Raw genomic sequence first — 17,777 nt, 5'->3', positions numbered from 1 at the left:
GGCAAACGTTCAAGATTTCCGTCGGTGCGGGGTGGCATGGTGAGGGGATGGTGAAACGGCTGCGGGGGCGGGCTGAGTGGCAGTTCTTCGGGGTGCTGCCGCGGGCTGATGCGCGGCTGGCTACGGCTTGGTGGGGGCTGCTGCTGGCGCGCGGGGCGTTGCCTGCGGTGTTCGCGATCGCGATGGGGTGGGTGGTCGGCGCGGTGCAGCATGGGGATGCGCTGGCGGCGCCGTTGAGCTTGATGGGCGTGACGTTCATCTTGCTGCAGGTGCTGACGCCGGTGCATCAGGCGGTCAGCGCCAACCTCGGCAGCCGCGTGTCGGCGTACCTGAATGATCGGCTGGCTGAGGCTTGTGTCGGGCCGCCGGGGATCGGGCATCTCGAGGATCCGGCGCTGAGTGAGGACCTCACCGTTGCGCGGGAGTTCGATCACGGGCAGACCGGGCCGCCGATGTATCTGAATGTCGATTTCGTCGCAGGCAGTCTGGTTGAGCTGGTCGGCGGAATCGCGTCCGCGGTGGTGTTGTTCGGGTTCAGCTGGTGGGCGCCGTTGCTGCTCGTTGCCGCCTGGGCGTCGACGCATTGGCTGCTTCGCGAGAGCGGTGTCTGGAGGGACCGGAACACGGCCGAGGTTCGGTCGGCGCAACGGCACGCCCACTACGCCTATGAGTTGGCGGTCGAGCCTGATCCGGCGAAGGAGCTGCGGCTGTTCGGCCTCGCGGACTGGACGGTGCAGCGTTTCACCGAACGGCGGCGCCGGCTGTTCGAGTTGCAGTACGCCGCAACCCGTTTGCGGGAGCGACCAATGATCTGGAGCCTGCTGATCATCGCCGTCGCCAACGGCCTCGTCTTCTGGGCCCTCGGCGCGGCGGCGATCGGCGGCCGGTTGGAGCTCGACCGGCTGGTCGTCTTCGCCCAGGTCGCGATCGGCGTCGGCATGATCGCGTTCGGCGGACTGAACTGGGCGCTCGACGGAGCAGCCGCGCCGGTCGCCGCCGTACATCGGCTGGAGCCCGCGATGGCACCGGCCGGCGCGCTGACGCCAGGTCGCCTCACCGTTCCGCGGGGAGCTGTCGAGCTCGATCTTCGCGGCCTGAAGTTCCGTTATCCACACGCCGCTCAACCGGTCTTCGAGGGGCTCGACCTGACCATTCCGGCCGGCTCGTCGCTCGCGGTCGTCGGCCAGAACGGTGCCGGCAAGACCACCCTGGCCAAGCTGCTGTGCCGGTTGTACGACCCGGACGACGGCACGATTCGCGTCGACGGCACCGACCTTCGCGACCTCGATGTCGATGCCTGGAGGACGCGCGTCGCCGCGGTCTTCCAGGATTTCCTCAAGCTCGAGCTGCCCCTGCGGGACAACGTCGCACCGGGCGGCGCGCCCGAGGCGGACATCCGTGCCGCGCTCGCCGACGCCGGCGCCGACCAGCTGGCCGACCTGGATACCCGCCTGGCCACGGGGTACGGCGACGGCACGGATCTCTCCGGTGGTCAGTGGCAGCGGGTCGCGTTGGCGCGGGCGCTCTGCGCGGTGCGGCAGGGTGCCGGTCTCGTGTTGCTCGACGAACCGACGGCTCAGCTGGATGTTCGCGGCGAGGCAGCGATCTTCGACCGGATCCTGACCGCGACCCGCGGCGTCACCACAATCCTTATCTCGCACCGGTTCTCGACGGTCCGGCATGCCGACCGGATCTGCGTCCTCGAGCACGGTCGCGTCGTCGAGATCGGCAGCCACGACGAACTCATGCTCCTCGGCGGGCGGTACCGGACGATGTTCGACCTGCAGGCCAAGCGCTTCACGGCCGAGGTCGACGAGGAAGGGCTGAGCTATGACACGCTCTGAAGTCGAAGAGCCGAAGGCCCTCGCCGCGATGTGGCGACTGTGCAAGCTGGGCTACCAGCATGAGCCGTGGCTGCTGGTCGCCGCCTTCCTGATGACGCTGCTCGCCGCGCTCCCGGATGCCTTGCTCGCGCTGTGGATGAAGGTCCTGGCGGACGGCGTACTGCAGGACGACCGGCGAGCGACCTTGCTCGCCGCTACCGGCCTGGCCGTGTCTGTGACGGCGACCTGGTTCCTACGGACGCTGTCGACCCGGATCTCCCGACGCTTCCGCGACCGCGTGACGATCATGCTCGAGGCTCACGTCGCCCGTCTGCAGGCATCCGTCGCCACGGTCGAGCACCACGAACGCCGCGACTATCTAGACCGCCTGTCCGTACTGCGCAAACAGGTCTTCGTGCTCGACCACATGTACATGTCGCTGTTCTCGACCTGCGGCTGGATCCTGCGCCTCGGAGTGACCGTCGTCCTGCTGATGTCGATTCAGCCCGTCCTCGCGCTCCTGCTGGTGTTCGCGCTGCCGACGGTCGTCAGCTCGAGCTGGCGGCCCGGCGTCGAGCGTCAGGTCGAGGAGCGGAACGCCACGCACAGTCGCCTGGCCGACCACTTGTTCAAGACCGCGACGACACCCGCGCCGGGCAAGGAGGTTCGCGTCATCGGCATCGGTCGTGACCTGGTGGAGAACCGTCGCCGCGAGTGGGAGCAGTGGTACGGGCCGATCGCTTCTGCTCGTTGGGTCAGCGCCGGATGGCATGCCGCCGCCTGGGCCGTGTTCGGCGCGGCGTACGTCGGTGCGGTGTTGTTCGTGGCGACCGGACCGCACGGCTCGGTCGGCAACGTGTTGCTGATCCTCGCGGCCGGCGCGCGACTGTCGTCGTACATCGGCGCGACTGTCGGCGAGATCGGCTTCCTGCGGGGGATCTGGCTGGACGGGTCGCGGCGGCTGGTCTGGCTGGAGAACTACGCGGCCTCGTTCGACCACACCGCCGATCTCCCCGCACCCGAACGGCTCACCGACGGCATCCGGCTGGAGCACGTCTCGTTCACGTACGCCGGATCCGACCGGCCGGCGTTGGAAGACGTCAACCTGCAACTGCCTGCGGGCAAGGTGATCGCGGTCGTCGGCGAGAACGGTGCGGGCAAGTCCACGCTGGTGAAGCTGATCTGCAAGCTGTACGAGCCGACCGATGGACGTGTACTGCTGGACGATCAGCCGCTGGACCGGATCGCGACCGAAGCGTGGCGGGAGAAGATCGCGGGTGCGTTCCAGGACTTCTTCCGGTTCGAGTTCCGCGCGGCGCACAGCGTCGGGCTTGGTGATCTGCCCCGGCTGGACGACGTACCGGCTGTCACCACCGCGGTGGGACGGGCCGGCGCCGAGGATGTTCTGGACCGGCTCGAGTCGGGGTTGGACACCCAGCTCGGTTCCACCTGGCCGGACGGGGCGGAGATCAGTTTCGGGCAGTGGCAGAAGCTCGCGCTGGCGCGTGGCTTCATGCGGGACCGGCCGCTGCTGCTCGTACTCGACGAGCCGACCGCTGCGCTGGACGCCGAGACCGAGCACGCGTTGTTCGAGCGGTACGCCGCGGCGGCCAAGGACAGCACCGACGGCCGGATCACGATCCTGGTCTCACACCGGTTCTCGACCGTGCGGATGGCCGATCAGATCGTGGTCCTCGACGGCGCCCGGGTGGTCGAGACCGGTACCCACGACGAGCTGATCGCCCTCGACGGACAGTACGCCGAGCTGTACCGGATCCAAGCGGCGTCGTACCACTAGCTGATCTTGAAGACGGGGACGCCGGGGGCGATGTGGTGCAGGACCTCGTCGGGAGAGTTCTTGGTGACGTCGCCGCCGAAGAAGGCGCCGACCTCCCAGGCCCACTTCTTCAGGTACAGCCGCAGTGCGGGGATTTTGTCGGCGTCGGCCAGCTCCTCGGCGTGGAACGTCTCGACCTTGCCGCCGAGCTGCAGGCGACCGGTGCCGCTGGCGCGCAGGTTCTTGACCCACTGGGTGTGGCCGCGCGGCGCGACCAGGTAGCGCTGGCCGTCGATGATCAGCAGGTTCACCGGAGTACTGCGCCACTCGCCGGACTTGCGCCCCTGGACCGAGAGGACCCGGCTGCCCATCAGGCTCAGGCCCAGCTTCGTCAGGCGGGCGACGACCTTGTTGAAGACCCGCATGCTGCCCTCGGAGGAGGTGATGACGCGCTTGCTGTCGTAGGTCTGCTTGTACTCCGTCATGGCGGCGACTCTTTCTCTTTGCGAGAGCGGTGCTCTCTGTTGTGATCAGTGAACACCAGATCGCTGTTCACTGTCAAGAGCACTGCTCTCGATTCTGTGGCACACTGGCCATATGAACGCCGGACGTACTGCCCGTGAACGTGCCCGGGCCGAGCTGACCGAGGAGATCAAGGGCGCCGCGCGCCGGCAGCTCGCGACCGTCGGGGCGGAGGCGCTGTCGCTGCGCGCGGTCTCCCGTGAGCTCGGCATGGTCTCGTCGGCGCTCTACCGGTACTTCCCCAGCCGCGACGAGCTGCTGACCGCGCTCATCATCGATGCGTACGACGCGCTCGGGTCGGCGGCTGAGAGAGCTGCGGGCGAGGGCGCTGCGGGCGGGGACGATCTGCTGGCGGAATGGGTTGCGATCTACGCCGCGGTCCGGGACTGGGCTCGCGCTCATCCACAGGAGTACGCGCTGATCTACGGCTCTCCGATCAGCGGTTACAAGGCGCCCCAGACGACGGTGGAGCCCGCGATCCGGGTGCCACTCCTCCTGCTCGGTCTACTGCAGCGGGCTCAGGTCGCGGGCCGATTGACGCTGCCTGCCGACGCACCGAACCCCTCAGGATTACTCGCGCAACAGACTGAGGTGTTGGTGCCGTTGGCGCCCGATGTGCCGCCGGCGGTGCTGATGCGGACCGTCATCGTGTGGACGCAACTCTTCGGCATGATCAGCTTCGAACTCTTCGGTCAGCTGGTGGGCTCGATGGACCCCGCCGACGAGTTCTTCGAGTCGACGTCGCGCCAGATGGCCGCGTTCGTCGGCCTCACATGAACGCCTTCGGGAGCGGTACGCCGACGGCGCGCGCAACCCGGCGTACGTAGGTCTCCCGCGCGATCGACACCGCGCCGAGGGTTGCGAGGTGGTCGGTCACCCATTGGATGTCGAAGACCCGGTCGGCGGCGTACCCGTCGTCCAGCAGCTCGATCGTCCCCGCGACAGCGGCCTTCGAGCCGTCGGTCTTGTGGTGGAACATCGACTCGCCTGCGAACAACCCGCCGATCGCGACGCCGTACAGCCCGCCGGCCAGCTCGTCGCCGTCCCAGGCCTCCACCGAATGCACCCAGCCGAGCCGATGCAGCTCGGTGTACGACGCGATGATCTCGCGGTCGATCCACGAACCGGGCCGGCGCGGATCCGCACACGCGCGGATGACCTGGTCGAACGCCGTGTTCACCCGAATCTCGAACTTCGCCCGGGCCCGCCGCAGCGAGCGCGACGGCTCGTAGCCGGCGACGTCGATCACGCCGCGATCGACCGGCGACCACCACAGGATCGAGCCGCGATGGTCCGGCATCGGGAACAACCCCCGCCGGTACGCCGCCAGCACGGTGCCCGGCGCCAGGTCCGCGCCACCCGCCACCACGTCACTCGCCCCGGCAACTCCGACGGGCGGGAACTCCCACTGGGACGGGACAGGTTCGACTGGCACAGCACCATCCTGGACCATGCGGATCCCCAGGCCATCACATTCCGCCCGTCGGCGCTCGGCCACGCGACGGGCGACCGGTGGGCCGCGGTTGTGATGGCCTGCAGATCCGCCACCTAGGGGCCACCAAGGGTTTCTCCCGAGTGGCGAGGATCGTGGAGCCACGTACAGTTGAAGCACGTCCGGGTTCTGACCTGTGGGGCCGGGCGGGAAGGAGCACCGTGGCCGGAGTAGCCAGGTTCGTTGCCAGTAGTCTCGCGCCCGCCGCCCAGAGGTTCGCCCCGGCAGCCGCGGGTGGTGTGCTGCGTCAGATCCTCGAGATCGCGATCGACGGGTACCAGCGGTTCCCCGGCGCGGAGCGGGTCGCGGAGAACAAGCTCGAGCGGTGCGGCGGTGACGCCCAGCTCGCGATCGACGCGGTGATCGACCAGCACATCCGGCTGGCCGGCGTACAGGGCTTCGCGACCGGTCTCGGCGGTCTCGTTACGCTCCCGGTCTCCCTGCCTGCGAACCTGACCGGTATCGCGATCGTCCAGGCCCGGATGGTGGCCGCGATCGCACACCTGCGCGGGTACGACCTGGACGATCCACGCGTCCGGACGGCGGTCATCACCTGCCTGCTCGGCGAGGAGGGCGTCGCCGACCGGTTGAAGAAGTCGAGCCTGCCGACGTCGCCGATCGCGATCGCGACCGCCCCGGTGTTCGACCCGGAGCTGGACCGGCACGTCTCGAACGAGGTCGTCGCCGAGCTGATCGCACGGATCAGCGGCAAGAAGATGGCTCTCACGATCACGCGCCGCATCCCGTTGCTCGGCGGTGCGGTCGGTGCCGGTGTGGACGGCTGGTCGACGTACCGCGTCGGTCAGTTCGCCGACAAGAGCCTGATCCGACGGGTCCGGCGCCCGATCGAGCCGTGATCTAGGCGGTCACGCTCACTGGCCGACGGGTTCGGGGCAGTTTGGCGCGGGTTTCCTCGTCGGCGGGGGTCTCGACGAAGAGGACCAGGTCCGGGTGGGCGGGGATGGCCAGCTCGGTGATGGTGAAGTGCAGTTGGCCGACGGCTGGGTTGACGATGCGGCGCTCGCGCGGCGTACAGGCTGCTACTTCGTGGCGGGACCACAGTTGCGTGAACTCGGGGCTGATCGCCTGCAGCCGCTCGAGGTCGGTCTCCCAGTCCGGGTCGCCGATGTGTTCGGCGTACGCCGAGCGCAGGCGACCGACGATGTACGGGACCTCGGTGTCGTAGTTGAGCAGCTGGGCGCGGGCGGCCGGCTCGGTGATGATGCACCAGAGCAGGTTCTTGTGGATGCAGGGCAGTTGGTGCCAGTCGTGGAACAGGTCGTTGTACGCGCGGTTCGCCCGGACGATGTCGAACCGGGTGTTGGTGATCACCGCGGGCAACGGGTCGAGCGCCTCCACAATCTCGGCGAAGACGGCCTCGCTGGCGCAATCCGTCGTAGGCGGTAACCGCACCGGCGTCGCCTCGGCCAAGCGGTACAGGTGTTCGCGCTCGACCGGGCTGAGCTTGAGCGTCGTCGCGACGGCGTCGAGCACCTGGCCGCTCGCGTTGATCGGCCGGCCTTGCTCGAGCCACGTGTACCAAGTCACGCCAACGCCGGCGAGCTGCGCCAGCTCCTCCCGCCGCAACCCAGGCGTACGCCGACGCCCGCCGCCAGGCAGCCCGACATCTTCCGGAGCCACCCGCGCCCGCCGCGCCTTCAAAAACTCCCCAAGCTCAGCCCGCTGCGCACTCACCCACCCAGTCTGACCCGCCCCACCGACAGTTTCGCGCCGCCGGAGCTGCCTGTGGACAACTTCGACTCGGCTCAGGCGAACGTCGATAGACTTGAAGCGGAAAGGGCAGGGGCGAGGCGAGGGGTCACCTGGCGAGGACCTGCACCACTCGGCACAGCCTCACCCAGCGAGGGCCTGTACGACCCGGCTCGGGGAGGGCTTGCCTAGCTGGTTGGCCATCCAGGTGCTGGTTTCGACCAGTTTCTGCAGGTCGACGCCGGTTTGGATGCCTAGGCCGTCGAGTTGCCAGAGCAGGTCTTCGGTGGCGAGGTTGCCGGTCGCGCTCTCGGCGTACGGGCAACCGCCGAGCCCGCCGGCGGAGCTATCGACCGTGGTGACGCCCTCGCGGAACGCGGTCAGGGTGTTGGCCAGCGCTTGGCCGTAGGTGTCGTGGAAGTGGACGGCCAGCTTGTCGACTCCCACGCCGGCTGCACCGAAGGCGGTGATCAGCGCGGTGACCTGACCGGGGGTGGCGACGCCAATCGTGTCGCCGAGCGAGAGTTCGTGGCAGCCGAGGTCGACCAGCCGTGCGCCGACCTTGACGACCTGGTCGATCGGTACGTCGCCCTCCCACGGGTCGCCGTAACACATCGACACGTAGCCGCGGACCGTCAAGCCCTCCGCCAAAGCCCGCTGGATCGTCGGGGTGAACATCGCGAACTGGTCGTCGAGCGTGGAGTTGAGGTTCTTCGACGCGAACGTCTCGGTCGCGCTGGCGAAGATCGCGATCTCCCGGACGCTGGCAGCCAGCGCACGGTCGAGGCCGCGCTCGTTCGGGACCAGCACCGGTGCGCGTACGCCGTCAGGAATCTCGAGTTGGTCGAGCAATTCGGCGGCGTCGGCCAACTGCGGGACCCACTTCGGGTGCACGAAACTCGTCGTCTCGACCGTGGTCAGGCCCGCATCCAGCAACCGCCGGATGAACTCGGCCTTGACCGCGACGTCGACGATCGCCGACTCGTTCTGCAACCCGTCCCGCGGCCCGACCTCGTAGATCGTGACCCGGTCCGGCAACCCCTCGGCCTTCACCAGCTGCGGTTTCCGCATCGTGCTGCCTCCGTGGCGTCTGAGCGTGACACGGGGTCTCCGCGACAATGCTCGTGATGACAACTCTTGCTGACATTCTGCGTGGCGTCGAAAACGGCGCCTTCCCGGCCCCGGACCTCGGCGTCCGCGTCGTACCGGCGCCGTCCGAGCGCGAGTCTGCCGTGGTCGCGTTCACCGGCCACATCGTCATCGCCGCAGACGTCAGCCCGTCGTGGGTTGCCGAGCAGGTCCCGGCGGGCGACCTGGCCGCGCCGACCAACCCGCCGTTCCTCACGGCCCTGGCCGAGCTGACCGGCCGTCGCGTCTGCTCGAACGACGCGATGCTCCTGGCCCCCGCCATCCCGGACCCCGCCAAACGGGCCGCCGCCATCAAGGACCTCGCCGTCCTCACCGACCACAGCCATCCCCGCGTCCAGTGGGCGCTGGAGTGCCGAACCGATGTCCACGTGTACGGCGACGTACGCGGCGGCGTGGTCATCATCGGCCGCGGCCTGGCCGACCGCCTCGAGTGCGCCATTGAGCTCCCCGACACCCACCACAACCAAGGTCACGGCCGTCACCTGGCGCGCGCCGCCCGAGCCCTCATCCCGCCGAACACGTCGATCTGGGCCCAGATCGCCCCCGGCAACGCCGCCTCCCTCCGGGCCTTCCTGGCCGCCGGCTACAAGCCCGTGGGATCCGAGACCCTGCTGGTCAAGTGACCAAGTGGTGAACAAGCGGCAGATTGTTGCTGATGGCACCGAATTCACAGCTGTGGAAAAAGCTGGGGATAGTTGGGTCAGGGCGTGCGGCGGTGGTAGCCGAACTCGGTGTTGTTGTAGAGGTCGGTGCGGTAGATGCCGTGGATGATCTCGGCCTCGTAGCCGTCGAGTTCCGGCATTTCGAGGTCGCGGGCGATCGCCAGTTCGGCGGGGGCGTCGTACGGGACTCGGACGAACTGGATCGAGAACGGGGCCGGATCGGGTGAGCCGATGACGCCTTCTAGGATCACGTAGATCGGTGTCGGGTCGCCGAGGCTGTTGCCGACCGAGCCCGTGTTGAAGAGGGTGCGGCCGCGGTCCTCCTCGAAGTACGCGTCGTGGATGTCGGCGTACCCGACCACGGACGGCACCGGCCCGTCGCCCGTGGCCGGCGTGTTCTCGAAGAAGCTCAGGTACTGCGATTCGTCGTGATCGAACGAGATCCGGTGGTGAACGCTCGTCGACGAGGCGTGGAACAGCCGAACCTGCCGGCCGCTCATCAGGAAGTCGTGCGAGAACGGGAGGGCTCGCAGCCAGGCGCGCTGATCCTCGCGCAGCTCCTTCTTCCACCACCTCAGCGCCTCGCGGTCGTCAACGCGGTCGGGGTCGGGGAGGAGATCGTCCCAGTTCCCGAGGATGTTCACTTCGCAGACCTCGCGGCACCGGTCCACGACCGCCTGACCCCGCGGACCCTTGCCGACGTTGTCGCCGAGGTTGAAGATCCGCGTGATCCCTCGGGCCGAGATGTCAGCCAGGACCGCCTCCAGCGCTGTCAGGTTCCCGTGTACGTCGGAGATCAAGGCAATCCGGTCCATGAACTGCATGCTTTCAGCTGGTGGGGTCCGCCGCTCACCCGTTACCGGTCGGACCGGCCGGCTCCGGGATCTGCTGCTGAGCAGCTGGATGCGGGCTGGTGCGCGAGGCGGATCGCGCCGACCGGGAGCGCGAGCCGCCGGCCATCGGGCCGTGCGCGGAGGCTGGGGTGATCGACCCGCCACCAGACTCGCCGGCCGAGTGCGCGGCTGCCCCGGCCAGTCCGCCGGCCGTCTTCCGCGCGGCGGCGAGACCGATGCCCGCCGGACCGGCAGCGGCCCCGGCCGCCTTCGCGGCGGCACCGACCGTCTGCGCACCGGATGCACCACCACCCCCGGCGCCGCCGCCGGAACCACCCGCCGAGCTGCCTGCGCCCCGACTCCCGCTGAATCCCGCGCCGACGTTGACCGCCCCGGTCGCCATCCCACCCGGGTCCGCGACCGAGCTGCCCATCCCGGCGGACCCACCGGCGACGGCCGCGGTGACTGGCACCATGAAGCGCAGCAACGCAGGCAGCGCCAGCAGCCCGAGCAGCAGCATCATCATTCCGGACATCGCCCGCACGACGCCGTCATTCGTGCTCGTGGCGGGGTCGTGCCCCAGCTTCATCGCGGCCGCGTAGACGAGAGCCGCGGCCGGCTTGTAGGCGATGAACGCCAGGGACCAGGCACAGAACTTCCGGAGCCAGTTCCTTCCGATCTCGGTGTTCGTCGCAGCGGCGGCCAGCGGGAACGCCCCTGCGAGCAGCACCAGCATGGCGGAGCGGATCAGCATCAGGACGATCTGGATCAAGGAGACGAGGATCACCCCCAGGCAGGAGAAGAGGCCAAGCAGCGCCGGCAGGCCGTCCGCGACGAGGTTCTGCACCTTGCCGTCGCCGTCGGTGGAGCCACCGAACACGGCTGCCAGCGACATGTCCTGGCCAACTCCGTGAATGATGGACACCGCGAACTCGTCCGACCAAGCGATCAGCAACTGCATCGTGGCGGTGCCCGCTACCCCCACCACCACGAAGGTCAGGATCGCCTTGAGCAGCTCCTGCAGCGGCCTCGCCCGCTGCTCCCAGGCGATCCGCATGCCGGCGACGAGGACGGCGATCACGAACACCGCGCCGGTGATGCCCAGCAGACTGTGCTGGAGATACTCGACGGTGCTGGTGTTGGTCCAGCTCTCGCCGTGCTGCTGGGCAATAGCCGGGGTCTCGGGTTTGATCCAGAAGGTCATCGCGTCCAGCGTTCGCATCGCCGCCTGCGAGGCCTGCTGTTGCAGCTGGTCCGTCGCATTTGTCGCGACGGACTGGAAGCCGTCCTGGATGTAGCAGCCGAGGTCCATTTTTCCGCACATCAGACACCACTCCAGGCAACGAAGTCGGACAGGTCACGGTGCTGGGCGAACGGCGCGCCGACCGGCTCGCCGGCCGCCGGTGGTTGCAGGAGCCAGTCGCCGCCGTGCCAGACGAGCGTGAGCGTGAGGCTCATGTACGCCGAGTCGACCGAGGTGGCGAGCATCAGGCTGACGCGATCCGGGCTCGCGTCGATGACGCGGTATCCGGCGACCTGTGGCACGGTGTACCCGCTGGCTGACTGGTCGGTCTGCAGCTCGCGGATCAGCGTGTCCGCACCGGGCCCCGGCACCATCAGCTTGCGCGCCGTGGCGACCACCCTGTCCTGGTCGGCCATCGCGGCGTACGCGCTGTAAGCGGCGTACACGGCCCCGGTCGGCGAATGCGCGAAGCATCGACGGAACCCGTCGGCGTCCGTCTTCACCGGGCCAAAAGCGGACGACCGCGGTACGACGATGCGGCTGCTCACCTCCCAGCCATCCACCGCGGGCGGCTGCTGCGGGACCGACTGATCGCCAGTACTGCGGTTGCAGCCGGTCGAGTTGACGGGCCGAGAGTTGACCGGCGTGGCAGTCGCGGTCGGCTCCGAAGGATTCGAAGGAGCAGGCACGACGGCTTGCTGCTGAGCCTGACCCGCCGCCGGCGCCGTGCCAGAGGATGTGAAGCTCCCGATCAGCAACACCGCCCCGCAGACCACCACCGCGCCGATGACGATGCTCGCCGCGATGAAGCCGCGGCCGAACGGTGACTGTTCCTCGCTGCTGTCGCTCATCTGACTCCCCGATCCGCCGGTCGACAACCTCACGAGAGAAGCCTCGCAAAAATCGCCGGACCGCCGCGGAAGTTATCCACAGGCCCTTCGCAGGGGTCAGCTGCCGGGGCTCGTGTACCTGGGGAGCATGCGGACGAAGCAGGCGTACCCGAGCGCGAAAACGGCGAGACCGACCAGCGGCGACACCACAATGAGCCAGCCGGGAAGGGGTACGTCGGCGGTGCGGCCGAGCAGGACCGTGGCGGGAAGGAACGCGATGAACGCCATCGGGAAGGCCGTGCAGAAGCCGAAGAAGACGCCGCGACCGAACATCGTCAACGGGTAGCCGGAGAAGCGGGTGATCATGTCGTCGGCGAAAATCCGGAGCGAGAAGGTCGAGGTGGCCAGGAAGGACAGGCCGCAGAAGAAGGTCTGGATGCCGGTTTCGACCAGGCTGCCGCCGACGACTGCGAGGATCAGGTAGACGAGCTTCGGCGCGGTCCAGTCGACGGGCGCATGCCAGCTGAAGATGATCAGCGCACCGACCCCCAGGAGCCCGTCCCCGAGCGCCATCAACCGGAATTCGCGCGTGACCAGCTGCAGGAACGGACTGACCGGACGCAGCAGATACCGGTCGAAGTCACCCTCGCGCACGATGAAGTCGGTCATCATCAGCGAGCCGAACGGTACGACGTACAGCGCGTGCGAGGCCAGCCGCATCGAGAACACGAACGCGACCTCCGGAAACCCCCAGCCCGCGATCATCCCGAACTTCGACAGCAGCACGCCCAGGAACAGCAACTGCGTTCCCTGGAAGGCCACGCCGCCGATCAACGTGGTCCAGAAGTTCACGCGGTACTGGAGCTGGGCCCGCAACGCGGCACGTTCGAGGATCACGTACTGCCGGAACCAGGACGGCGCGTGATCAGCCACCTTGGACCACCACCTTGTGCCGGGCTCGTCGCCAAACTGCCTGCAGGAGCAGCGTGAGGACCGCGAACCAGACCAGCTGCATCCCCACCAGAGCCACCGCTTCGATCCCGCGGGTCTGGCCGAGGTACAGCGACACCGGCGTGTAGACCTGCGCCTGGAACGGCAACCACTCGATCGACGACCGCAGCCACCCCGGCATGAACCACAGCGGAATCAGCGAACCGGAGAGGAACGAGCTGCCGAACCGGTAGACGATCAGCGGCCCGCTGATCTCGAGCGTCCAGAACGCCACCATGGAGACGATCAGGTTGCACAGCATCGCGATCAACGCTCCGACCACTGTGGCGACGGCCGCGAGCAGCAGCGCCGCACCGTCCGGGGGCAGCACCAGTGCCCCGAGGACGCCGGCGGCTGCCAGACCGACCGCAGCCAACGGCAGCCGGGCGAGCAATACGCCGAGGTTCTGCCCCAGGGCCTGCCACATCAGAGCGAGGGGCCGGGTCAGGTCGGTGGCGATCTGACCGCTGCGGATCCGCATCGGCAGCGACGAGAACTGCCACGGCAGCAGCGCTGACTGCAGGCAGGCCGCAATCGCCGCGTAGGCGACCGCCGTGCTGGCGTCCACACCGTTGACCGGCCCGCGTCCGTCGTACACGATCCGCCAGACCGCGATCGCGAGCACGACCTGGATGACGAGCGTCACCGCGCCGGTGAGGAGATCGCCGCGGTAGATCAGCACCGACCGCGTTCCGGCGCGGGTCATGCCGCGGAACGCGCGGACCTGCGGCGACGTACTCACGTGAGCAAGCCGTCGTACAGCTGGGCGATCACGTCGGTCAGACGCGGGTCCACGATCGACAGCTCGTCCACCTGGTACACCTGCGAGGCGTGGGCGATCAGCTCCGGCGTGGTGATCTCCCGCGGGTCGAAACGCAGTACGACGCTGCGGTCCGGGTACGGCAGGACTGCACCGACCGCGCTGGTCTCCACCTCGGTCGCGTACGGCATGTCGGTGACCCCGCGGATGCTGCGCTCGGCAAGTGTCAGCACCAGGAAGCGGTACGGCATGAAGCGTTCCTTCAGCCGTGACAGGTCACCGTCGTACAGGACCGTGCCGGAGTCGATCACGATGATCCGCTGGCAGAGCCGTTCGACGTCGTCCATGTCGTGGGTGGTCAGGACGACCGTCGTACCGTCGGTCCGGTTCGTCTCCGCGATGAACTCGGTCAGCCGGGCCTTCGCGACCACGTCGAGCCCGACGGTCGGCTCGTCGAGGAACAGGATCGACGGCTCGTGCAGCATCGCCGCGACCAGGTCGCCGCGCATCCGCTGGCCGAGCGACAGCGAGCGGACCGGGGTGTCGAGGAAGTCCTCCAGATCGAGCAGCTCGGTGAAGAGCCCGACACGCTTGCGGTACGCCGACTGGTCGAGGTCGTACAGATCCGCGAGTACTTCGAACGAGTCGCGCAGCGGCAGGTCGTACCAGAGCTGGGTGCGTTGACCGAAGACCACGCCGATGTTGCGGGCGTTGCGGGCGCGGTCGCGGGACGGCTCCAGCCCAGCCACCCGGCAGACACCGGACGTCGGGGTGAGGATCCCGGTCAGCATCTTGATCGTGGTCGACTTGCCGGCGCCGTTCGGGCCGAGGTACCCGACCAGCTCACCCGGCTCGATCTCGAAGTTCACGCCGTTCACGGCACGGGTAGTGTCGCGCTTGGTGCTGAACAGGGCGCGCAACCTGGGCAAACGCCCCGGGAGCACGGCGGGCCGGCTGAATTCCTTGACCAGATCGGCCGCTTGGATAGCCGGCATACACACACCCTCCCCAGCGAGCGGAACGGTCATCCTCTCACCGATCCAGGCCCGGCGCAGGTGAAAAACTCCGTGCTAGACCAGATCGTCCGCTACGCTCAGGGTTCTTGCGATTGCGGGTCGATCTGTAGCCGAAGGGTCACCCCGTGTAGCGAAGTGACCTAGTCAGCTAATAGAGTCCGCGCATGACCATCGCGCCTTCGCTTTGCTCGCCCCTAGCGCTCGCCGATGCAGAACCCACTCGCGCCGCGGAACCCTGGGAAAGCGACGTGCTGACGGCCTACGGGCTGCTGCGAGAAGCAGCGGCTGAGCTGGATCACCTGATGCGCCATTCTCTGAAGCGCAGTGGACTGCAAATGGCAATGTTCGAACTGTTGCTGCGGCTTGCCCGCAGCCACGGTGAGAAGCAGCGTTTGACCTCACTTGCCCGGGAGTTGACCGTCACCACCGGCGGCATCACCCGGCTGGTCGACCGAGCCGAGAACCTCGGGCTGGTACGCCGGGAGCCCTGCCCCGACGACGCCCGCGGCTCGTTCGCCGTCCTGACCGAGGAGGGGAAGCGGCGGTTGCGCGAAGCACTGCCGGACCACCTCCTCGAGATCGACAGCCTCTGGATGTCCCAGCTGGCCGACGAGCGGGATCTCGTCCTCGGCAAGCTCCGTCGGGTCCGGGACAACGCCCGCCGCTGGCCGAACGGCCGGCCCGGGCTCGGACCCATTACCCCTGACCGAATCTGAACGATCATTACCCGCGACTAACGAATGGGGCGCCCGGCTGGTGTCGGGCGCCCCGTCGCGCAATTGTTGAGAAGTGAAGCAACAGGCTGACCCGAAGGCCCCCGGCGGAACCAGATGGCGCGGAGCCGTCGGCGGCATACTCTCGGCACTCGCAGGACTCGCGGTCGGCAGCGTCGCGGCCGGGATCCTCGGCACCCCGCAGACGCCCGTCGTGGCGATCGGGTCGGCATTCATCGACCGGGTGCCGCCGTGGCTCAAGGACCTCGCGATCTCGTGGTTCGGCACGCACGACAAGACCGCGCTCCGGGCCGGCATCCTGATCGTCGTGGTGATCCTCGCCGCGGTCGGCGGGATTCTCGCCGTACGGCGGTATTGGGCCGGCGCGCTGATCACCGTCGGGCTGAGCGCTGTCGCGATCATCGCCGCCTTCACCCGCGCGGACTCCGGGCAGACCGGATTCCTTCCGTCGGCGTTGGCCGGCGGTACTGCGCTTCTCGTCCTGCGCCTGTTCAGCCGTCGGCTCGAACCGCTCATCGATCACCCCGACGACGACGTCAGCCGCCGCGGGTTCCTGCAGCTCTCGGGCGGGGTCGCGCTGGGCTCGGCGGCGTTCGCTCTGCTCGGCAAGGTCGTCGGCGGGAACCGCGCCGCGGTCGCCAGCGCTCGCAAGCAGCTCCAGCTTCCGCAGCCGCCGAGCCTCACCCCGCCGGCCGGTGTCCAGGCCGATGGCGCCGTACCGTGGGCGACTCCGAACGAGGACTTCTACCGCATCGACACCGCGCTCTCCGTGCCGCAGATCGTGCCCTCGGACTGGAAGCTCCGCATCCACGGGATGGTCGACCGCGAGCTCACGCTGTCGTTCGACGACCTGATGAAACGGCCGGTTATCCACAAGTGGGTGACGCTGACGTGTGTGAGTAACGAGGTCGGCGGCGATCTGATCGGGAACGCTCTGTGGACCGGCGTACTGCTGAAGGACCTGCTCGAAGAGGCCGGTCCGTCCAAGGATGCGGACGCGATCCAGTCGATGTCGAAGGACGGATTCACCGCCGGTACGCCGCTTCCGACGCTGCTCGACGATCGGCAGGCGATGCTGGCGTTCGCGATGAACGGGCAGCCGCTGCCGGTCGAGCACGGGTTCCCTGTGCGCATCGTCGTACCCGGGCTGTACGGCTACGTGTCGGCGACGAAGTGGCTGGTGGATATCGAGGTGACGCGGTTCGACCAGTTCCAGGGGTACTGGACGCCGCGCGGATGGTCCGAGCTCGGACCGATCAAGCTGTCCTCGCGGATCGACGTACCCGGAGGCAAGAAGCTCGACCCGGGTCCGGTGACGGTGGCCGGGGTGGCCTGGGACCAGCACGTCGGCGTGTCGAAGGTCGAGGTCCGCGTCGATGGTGGCCCATGGCAACAAGCGACGCTCGCGACGGACGTGTCGATCGACACCTGGCGGCAGTGGCATTGGACCTGGGACGCGCCGCGTGGCACCCACGTCTTGCAGGTCCGCGCAACCGACGACAAGGGCAACGCCCAGATCGAATCCTCCGCACCCCCGGCCCCGAACGGCTCGACCGGCCTGCACACCGTCAACGTGAAGGTCGGCTGACCGCTTCCAGGACCATTGGTAGGAAGGTGTGCTCGAGCTCGCCGGGCGGGAGTTTGCGCGGCTCGAGGAGGCTCTGGGAGCGGGCGCCTTCGTGTACGGCGATGACCAGGCGGACGAACTGCTCCGCCGGCACGCTCAGGGTGAGGCCGCTCGTCTCGGTGATCTGCTCGACCAGCTTCGTCAGGCTGTCGCGGAACATCGCTCGCTGCGTGTTGAGCGCCTGCGCCGCATCCGGGTCGCGGAGCGCGTGCAGCGTGAACTCGGTGGAGATCAGGTGCCACTGCCGCTGGTCCGGCGCGGTCTCGTCGAGCAGCCCTAGTACGGCGTCGAGCAGCGTGCCGGGCTGAGTCGCCAGCTCGGGGAGCAGCGCCTCGATCTGCTCGAGCAGCCGGTCGGTCGTGGCCTGGAACAGCGCGAGGACCAACTCCTCCTTGGACGCGAAGTTCGAGTAGAACGCGCCGCGGGTGAAGCCGGCGCGCTCGCAGATGTCCTCCACCGACGCGCCGTGGAACCCGCGCTCGGCGAACACCTCCAACGCACCTTCGAGCAGGCGGGCCCGGGTGTTGGAGCGGCGGCGCTTGGGCGTTTCCATACGAGTAGGATACAGTTCTGTATTGAATACACAACCGTATTGAATCGGGGAACGCA

At 68.2% G+C, this 17,777-nt stretch carries 18 protein-coding genes; 7 read left to right on the top strand and 11 right to left on the bottom strand.

The genetic code is table 11. The features are described 5' to 3' along the window. Nucleotides 1-47 precede the first annotated feature (47 nt). Both ACQPYH_RS00860 and ACQPYH_RS00855 read left to right on the top strand, forming a co-directional pair. Nucleotides 48-1,844, top strand: coding sequence for an ABC transporter ATP-binding protein (locus tag ACQPYH_RS00860; protein ID WP_432885145.1), 1,797 nt, complete (start codon nt 48-50; stop codon nt 1,842-1,844). Beyond that, nucleotides 1,831-3,621, top strand: a complete 1,791-nt coding sequence (locus ACQPYH_RS00855) for an ABC transporter ATP-binding protein (RefSeq protein ID WP_432885142.1) — start codon at nt 1,831-1,833, stop codon at nt 3,619-3,621. Before ACQPYH_RS00860 ends, ACQPYH_RS00855 begins: the two co-directional genes overlap by 14 nt. Here ACQPYH_RS00855 and ACQPYH_RS00850 read toward each other — a convergent pair. Beyond that, nucleotides 3,618-4,085 (bottom strand): nitroreductase family deazaflavin-dependent oxidoreductase, encoded by a 468-nt coding sequence (locus tag ACQPYH_RS00850; RefSeq protein WP_432885140.1) that lies wholly within the window; start codon nt 4,083-4,085, stop codon nt 3,618-3,620. The genes ACQPYH_RS00855 and ACQPYH_RS00850 overlap by 4 nt on opposite strands. A gap of 112 nt (nt 4,086-4,197) precedes the next feature. On the opposite strand from ACQPYH_RS00850, the gene ACQPYH_RS00845 reads away from it, so the two are divergent. Continuing rightward, nucleotides 4,198-4,899, top strand: coding sequence for a TetR/AcrR family transcriptional regulator (locus tag ACQPYH_RS00845; RefSeq protein ID WP_432885138.1), 702 nt, complete (start codon nt 4,198-4,200; stop codon nt 4,897-4,899). On the opposite strand, the gene aat is transcribed toward ACQPYH_RS00845, so the two are convergent. Continuing rightward, a complete protein-coding gene (gene aat / locus ACQPYH_RS00840) occupies nt 4,892-5,557 on the bottom strand; it encodes a leucyl/phenylalanyl-tRNA--protein transferase (protein WP_432885135.1) in 666 nt (221 codons plus the stop codon). The two genes, ACQPYH_RS00845 and aat, sit on opposite strands and share 8 nt — an antisense overlap. 218 nt (nt 5,558-5,775) lie before the next feature. On the opposite strand from aat, the gene ACQPYH_RS00835 reads away from it, so the two are divergent. Continuing rightward, entirely contained in the window at nt 5,776-6,471 is a 696-nt protein-coding gene (locus ACQPYH_RS00835; protein WP_432885132.1) for an EcsC family protein, read from the top strand. A 1-nt stretch (nt 6,472) separates the two neighbouring features. Here the strand turns inward: ACQPYH_RS00835 and ACQPYH_RS00830 are convergent, their stop codons facing one another. Beyond that, a complete protein-coding gene (locus tag ACQPYH_RS00830; protein ID WP_432885130.1) occupies nt 6,473-7,309 on the bottom strand; it encodes a helix-turn-helix transcriptional regulator in 837 nt (278 codons plus the stop codon). A 159-nt stretch (nt 7,310-7,468) separates the two neighbouring features. After that, nucleotides 7,469-8,395 (bottom strand): hydroxymethylglutaryl-CoA lyase, encoded by a 927-nt coding sequence (locus ACQPYH_RS00825; RefSeq protein ID WP_432885127.1) that lies wholly within the window; start codon nt 8,393-8,395, stop codon nt 7,469-7,471. 56 nt (nt 8,396-8,451) lie between these two features. Between ACQPYH_RS00825 and ACQPYH_RS00820 the strand changes: the two genes are divergently transcribed. Next, a complete protein-coding gene (locus ACQPYH_RS00820) occupies nt 8,452-9,096 on the top strand; it encodes a GNAT family N-acetyltransferase (protein WP_432885125.1) in 645 nt (214 codons plus the stop codon). Nucleotides 9,097-9,173: 77 nt separating this feature from the next. On the opposite strand, the gene ACQPYH_RS00815 is transcribed toward ACQPYH_RS00820, so the two are convergent. From ACQPYH_RS00815 to ACQPYH_RS00790, 6 genes are all read right to left on the bottom strand, one after another. Further along, nucleotides 9,174-9,950 (bottom strand): metallophosphoesterase family protein, encoded by a 777-nt coding sequence (locus ACQPYH_RS00815; protein ID WP_432885122.1) that lies wholly within the window; start codon nt 9,948-9,950, stop codon nt 9,174-9,176. Nucleotides 9,951-9,984: 34 nt separating this feature from the next. Beyond that, on the bottom strand, nt 9,985-11,292 hold the full coding sequence (locus ACQPYH_RS00810; protein ID WP_432885120.1) for a hypothetical protein: 1,308 nt from the start codon (nt 11,290-11,292) through the stop codon (nt 9,985-9,987). Then, on the bottom strand, nt 11,292-12,062 hold the full coding sequence (locus ACQPYH_RS00805; RefSeq protein WP_432885118.1) for a hypothetical protein: 771 nt from the start codon (nt 12,060-12,062) through the stop codon (nt 11,292-11,294). The genes ACQPYH_RS00810 and ACQPYH_RS00805 overlap by 1 nt, the downstream gene beginning before the upstream one ends. Before the next feature lie 96 nt (nt 12,063-12,158). Further along, on the bottom strand, nt 12,159-12,974 hold the full coding sequence (locus ACQPYH_RS00800; RefSeq protein ID WP_432885115.1) for an ABC transporter permease: 816 nt from the start codon (nt 12,972-12,974) through the stop codon (nt 12,159-12,161). Further along, the gene (locus ACQPYH_RS00795) at nt 12,967-13,773 is read right to left on the bottom strand and encodes an ABC transporter permease (RefSeq protein WP_432885112.1); all 807 of its coding nucleotides are present in this window, start codon (nt 13,771-13,773) and stop codon (nt 12,967-12,969) included. The genes ACQPYH_RS00800 and ACQPYH_RS00795 overlap by 8 nt, the downstream gene beginning before the upstream one ends. Beyond that, nucleotides 13,770-14,786 carry an ABC transporter ATP-binding protein gene (locus ACQPYH_RS00790; RefSeq protein WP_432885110.1) on the bottom strand — a complete coding sequence of 339 codons (1,017 nt, stop codon included), beginning with the start codon at nt 14,784-14,786 and terminating at the stop codon, nt 13,770-13,772. Before ACQPYH_RS00790 ends, ACQPYH_RS00795 begins: the two co-directional genes overlap by 4 nt. 185 nt (nt 14,787-14,971) lie before the next feature. Here ACQPYH_RS00790 and ACQPYH_RS00785 point away from each other — a divergent pair, with 185 nt between their 5' ends. Beyond that, nucleotides 14,972-15,523 carry a MarR family winged helix-turn-helix transcriptional regulator gene (locus ACQPYH_RS00785; RefSeq protein WP_242000539.1) on the top strand — a complete coding sequence of 184 codons (552 nt, stop codon included), beginning with the start codon at nt 14,972-14,974 and terminating at the stop codon, nt 15,521-15,523. A 73-nt stretch (nt 15,524-15,596) separates the two neighbouring features. Further along, nucleotides 15,597-17,129, top strand: a complete 1,533-nt coding sequence (locus tag ACQPYH_RS00780; protein ID WP_432885107.1) for a molybdopterin-dependent oxidoreductase — start codon at nt 15,597-15,599, stop codon at nt 17,127-17,129. Here the strand turns inward: ACQPYH_RS00780 and ACQPYH_RS00775 are convergent. Then, the gene (locus ACQPYH_RS00775) at nt 17,110-17,721 is read right to left on the bottom strand and encodes a TetR/AcrR family transcriptional regulator (RefSeq protein ID WP_432885104.1); all 612 of its coding nucleotides are present in this window, start codon (nt 17,719-17,721) and stop codon (nt 17,110-17,112) included. The two genes, ACQPYH_RS00780 and ACQPYH_RS00775, sit on opposite strands and share 20 nt — an antisense overlap. Nucleotides 17,722-17,777 lie beyond the last annotated feature (56 nt).

The sequence above is a fragment of the Kribbella sp. CA-245084 genome, assembly GCF_050942355.1.
In the GTDB taxonomy this organism is placed as follows: Bacteria; Actinomycetota; Actinomycetes; order Propionibacteriales; family Kribbellaceae; genus Kribbella.
Note: the sequence above shows the minus strand (reverse complement) of the source record. Positions and strands in the feature narration are given on the sequence as shown.

What these genes read in the sequence shown, in the direction of transcription:
- ACQPYH_RS00860 (WP_432885145.1), top strand. Translation starts at nt 48, where the DNA reads ATGGTGAAACGGCTGCGGGGGCGGGCTGAGTGGCAGTTCTTCGGGGTG.
- ACQPYH_RS00855 (WP_432885142.1), top strand. Translation starts at nt 1,831, where the DNA reads ATGACACGCTCTGAAGTCGAAGAGCCGAAGGCCCTCGCCGCGATGTGG.
- ACQPYH_RS00825 (WP_432885127.1), bottom strand. Translation starts at nt 8,395, where the DNA reads ATGCGGAAACCGCAGCTGGTGAAGGCCGAGGGGTTGCCGGACCGGGTC.
- ACQPYH_RS00820 (WP_432885125.1), top strand. Translation starts at nt 8,452, where the DNA reads ATGACAACTCTTGCTGACATTCTGCGTGGCGTCGAAAACGGCGCCTTC.
- ACQPYH_RS00775 (WP_432885104.1), bottom strand. Translation starts at nt 17,721, where the DNA reads ATGGAAACGCCCAAGCGCCGCCGCTCCAACACCCGGGCCCGCCTGCTC.
- ACQPYH_RS00815 (WP_432885122.1), bottom strand. Translation starts at nt 9,950, where the DNA reads ATGGACCGGATTGCCTTGATCTCCGACGTACACGGGAACCTGACAGCG.
- ACQPYH_RS00805 (WP_432885118.1), bottom strand. Translation starts at nt 12,062, where the DNA reads ATGAGCGACAGCAGCGAGGAACAGTCACCGTTCGGCCGCGGCTTCATC.
- ACQPYH_RS00785 (WP_242000539.1), top strand. Translation starts at nt 14,972, where the DNA reads ATGACCATCGCGCCTTCGCTTTGCTCGCCCCTAGCGCTCGCCGATGCA.
- ACQPYH_RS00790 (WP_432885110.1), bottom strand. Translation starts at nt 14,786, where the DNA reads ATGCCGGCTATCCAAGCGGCCGATCTGGTCAAGGAATTCAGCCGGCCC.
- ACQPYH_RS00845 (WP_432885138.1), top strand. Translation starts at nt 4,198, where the DNA reads ATGAACGCCGGACGTACTGCCCGTGAACGTGCCCGGGCCGAGCTGACC.
- ACQPYH_RS00850 (WP_432885140.1), bottom strand. Translation starts at nt 4,085, where the DNA reads ATGACGGAGTACAAGCAGACCTACGACAGCAAGCGCGTCATCACCTCC.
- ACQPYH_RS00810 (WP_432885120.1), bottom strand. Translation starts at nt 11,292, where the DNA reads ATGTGCGGAAAAATGGACCTCGGCTGCTACATCCAGGACGGCTTCCAG.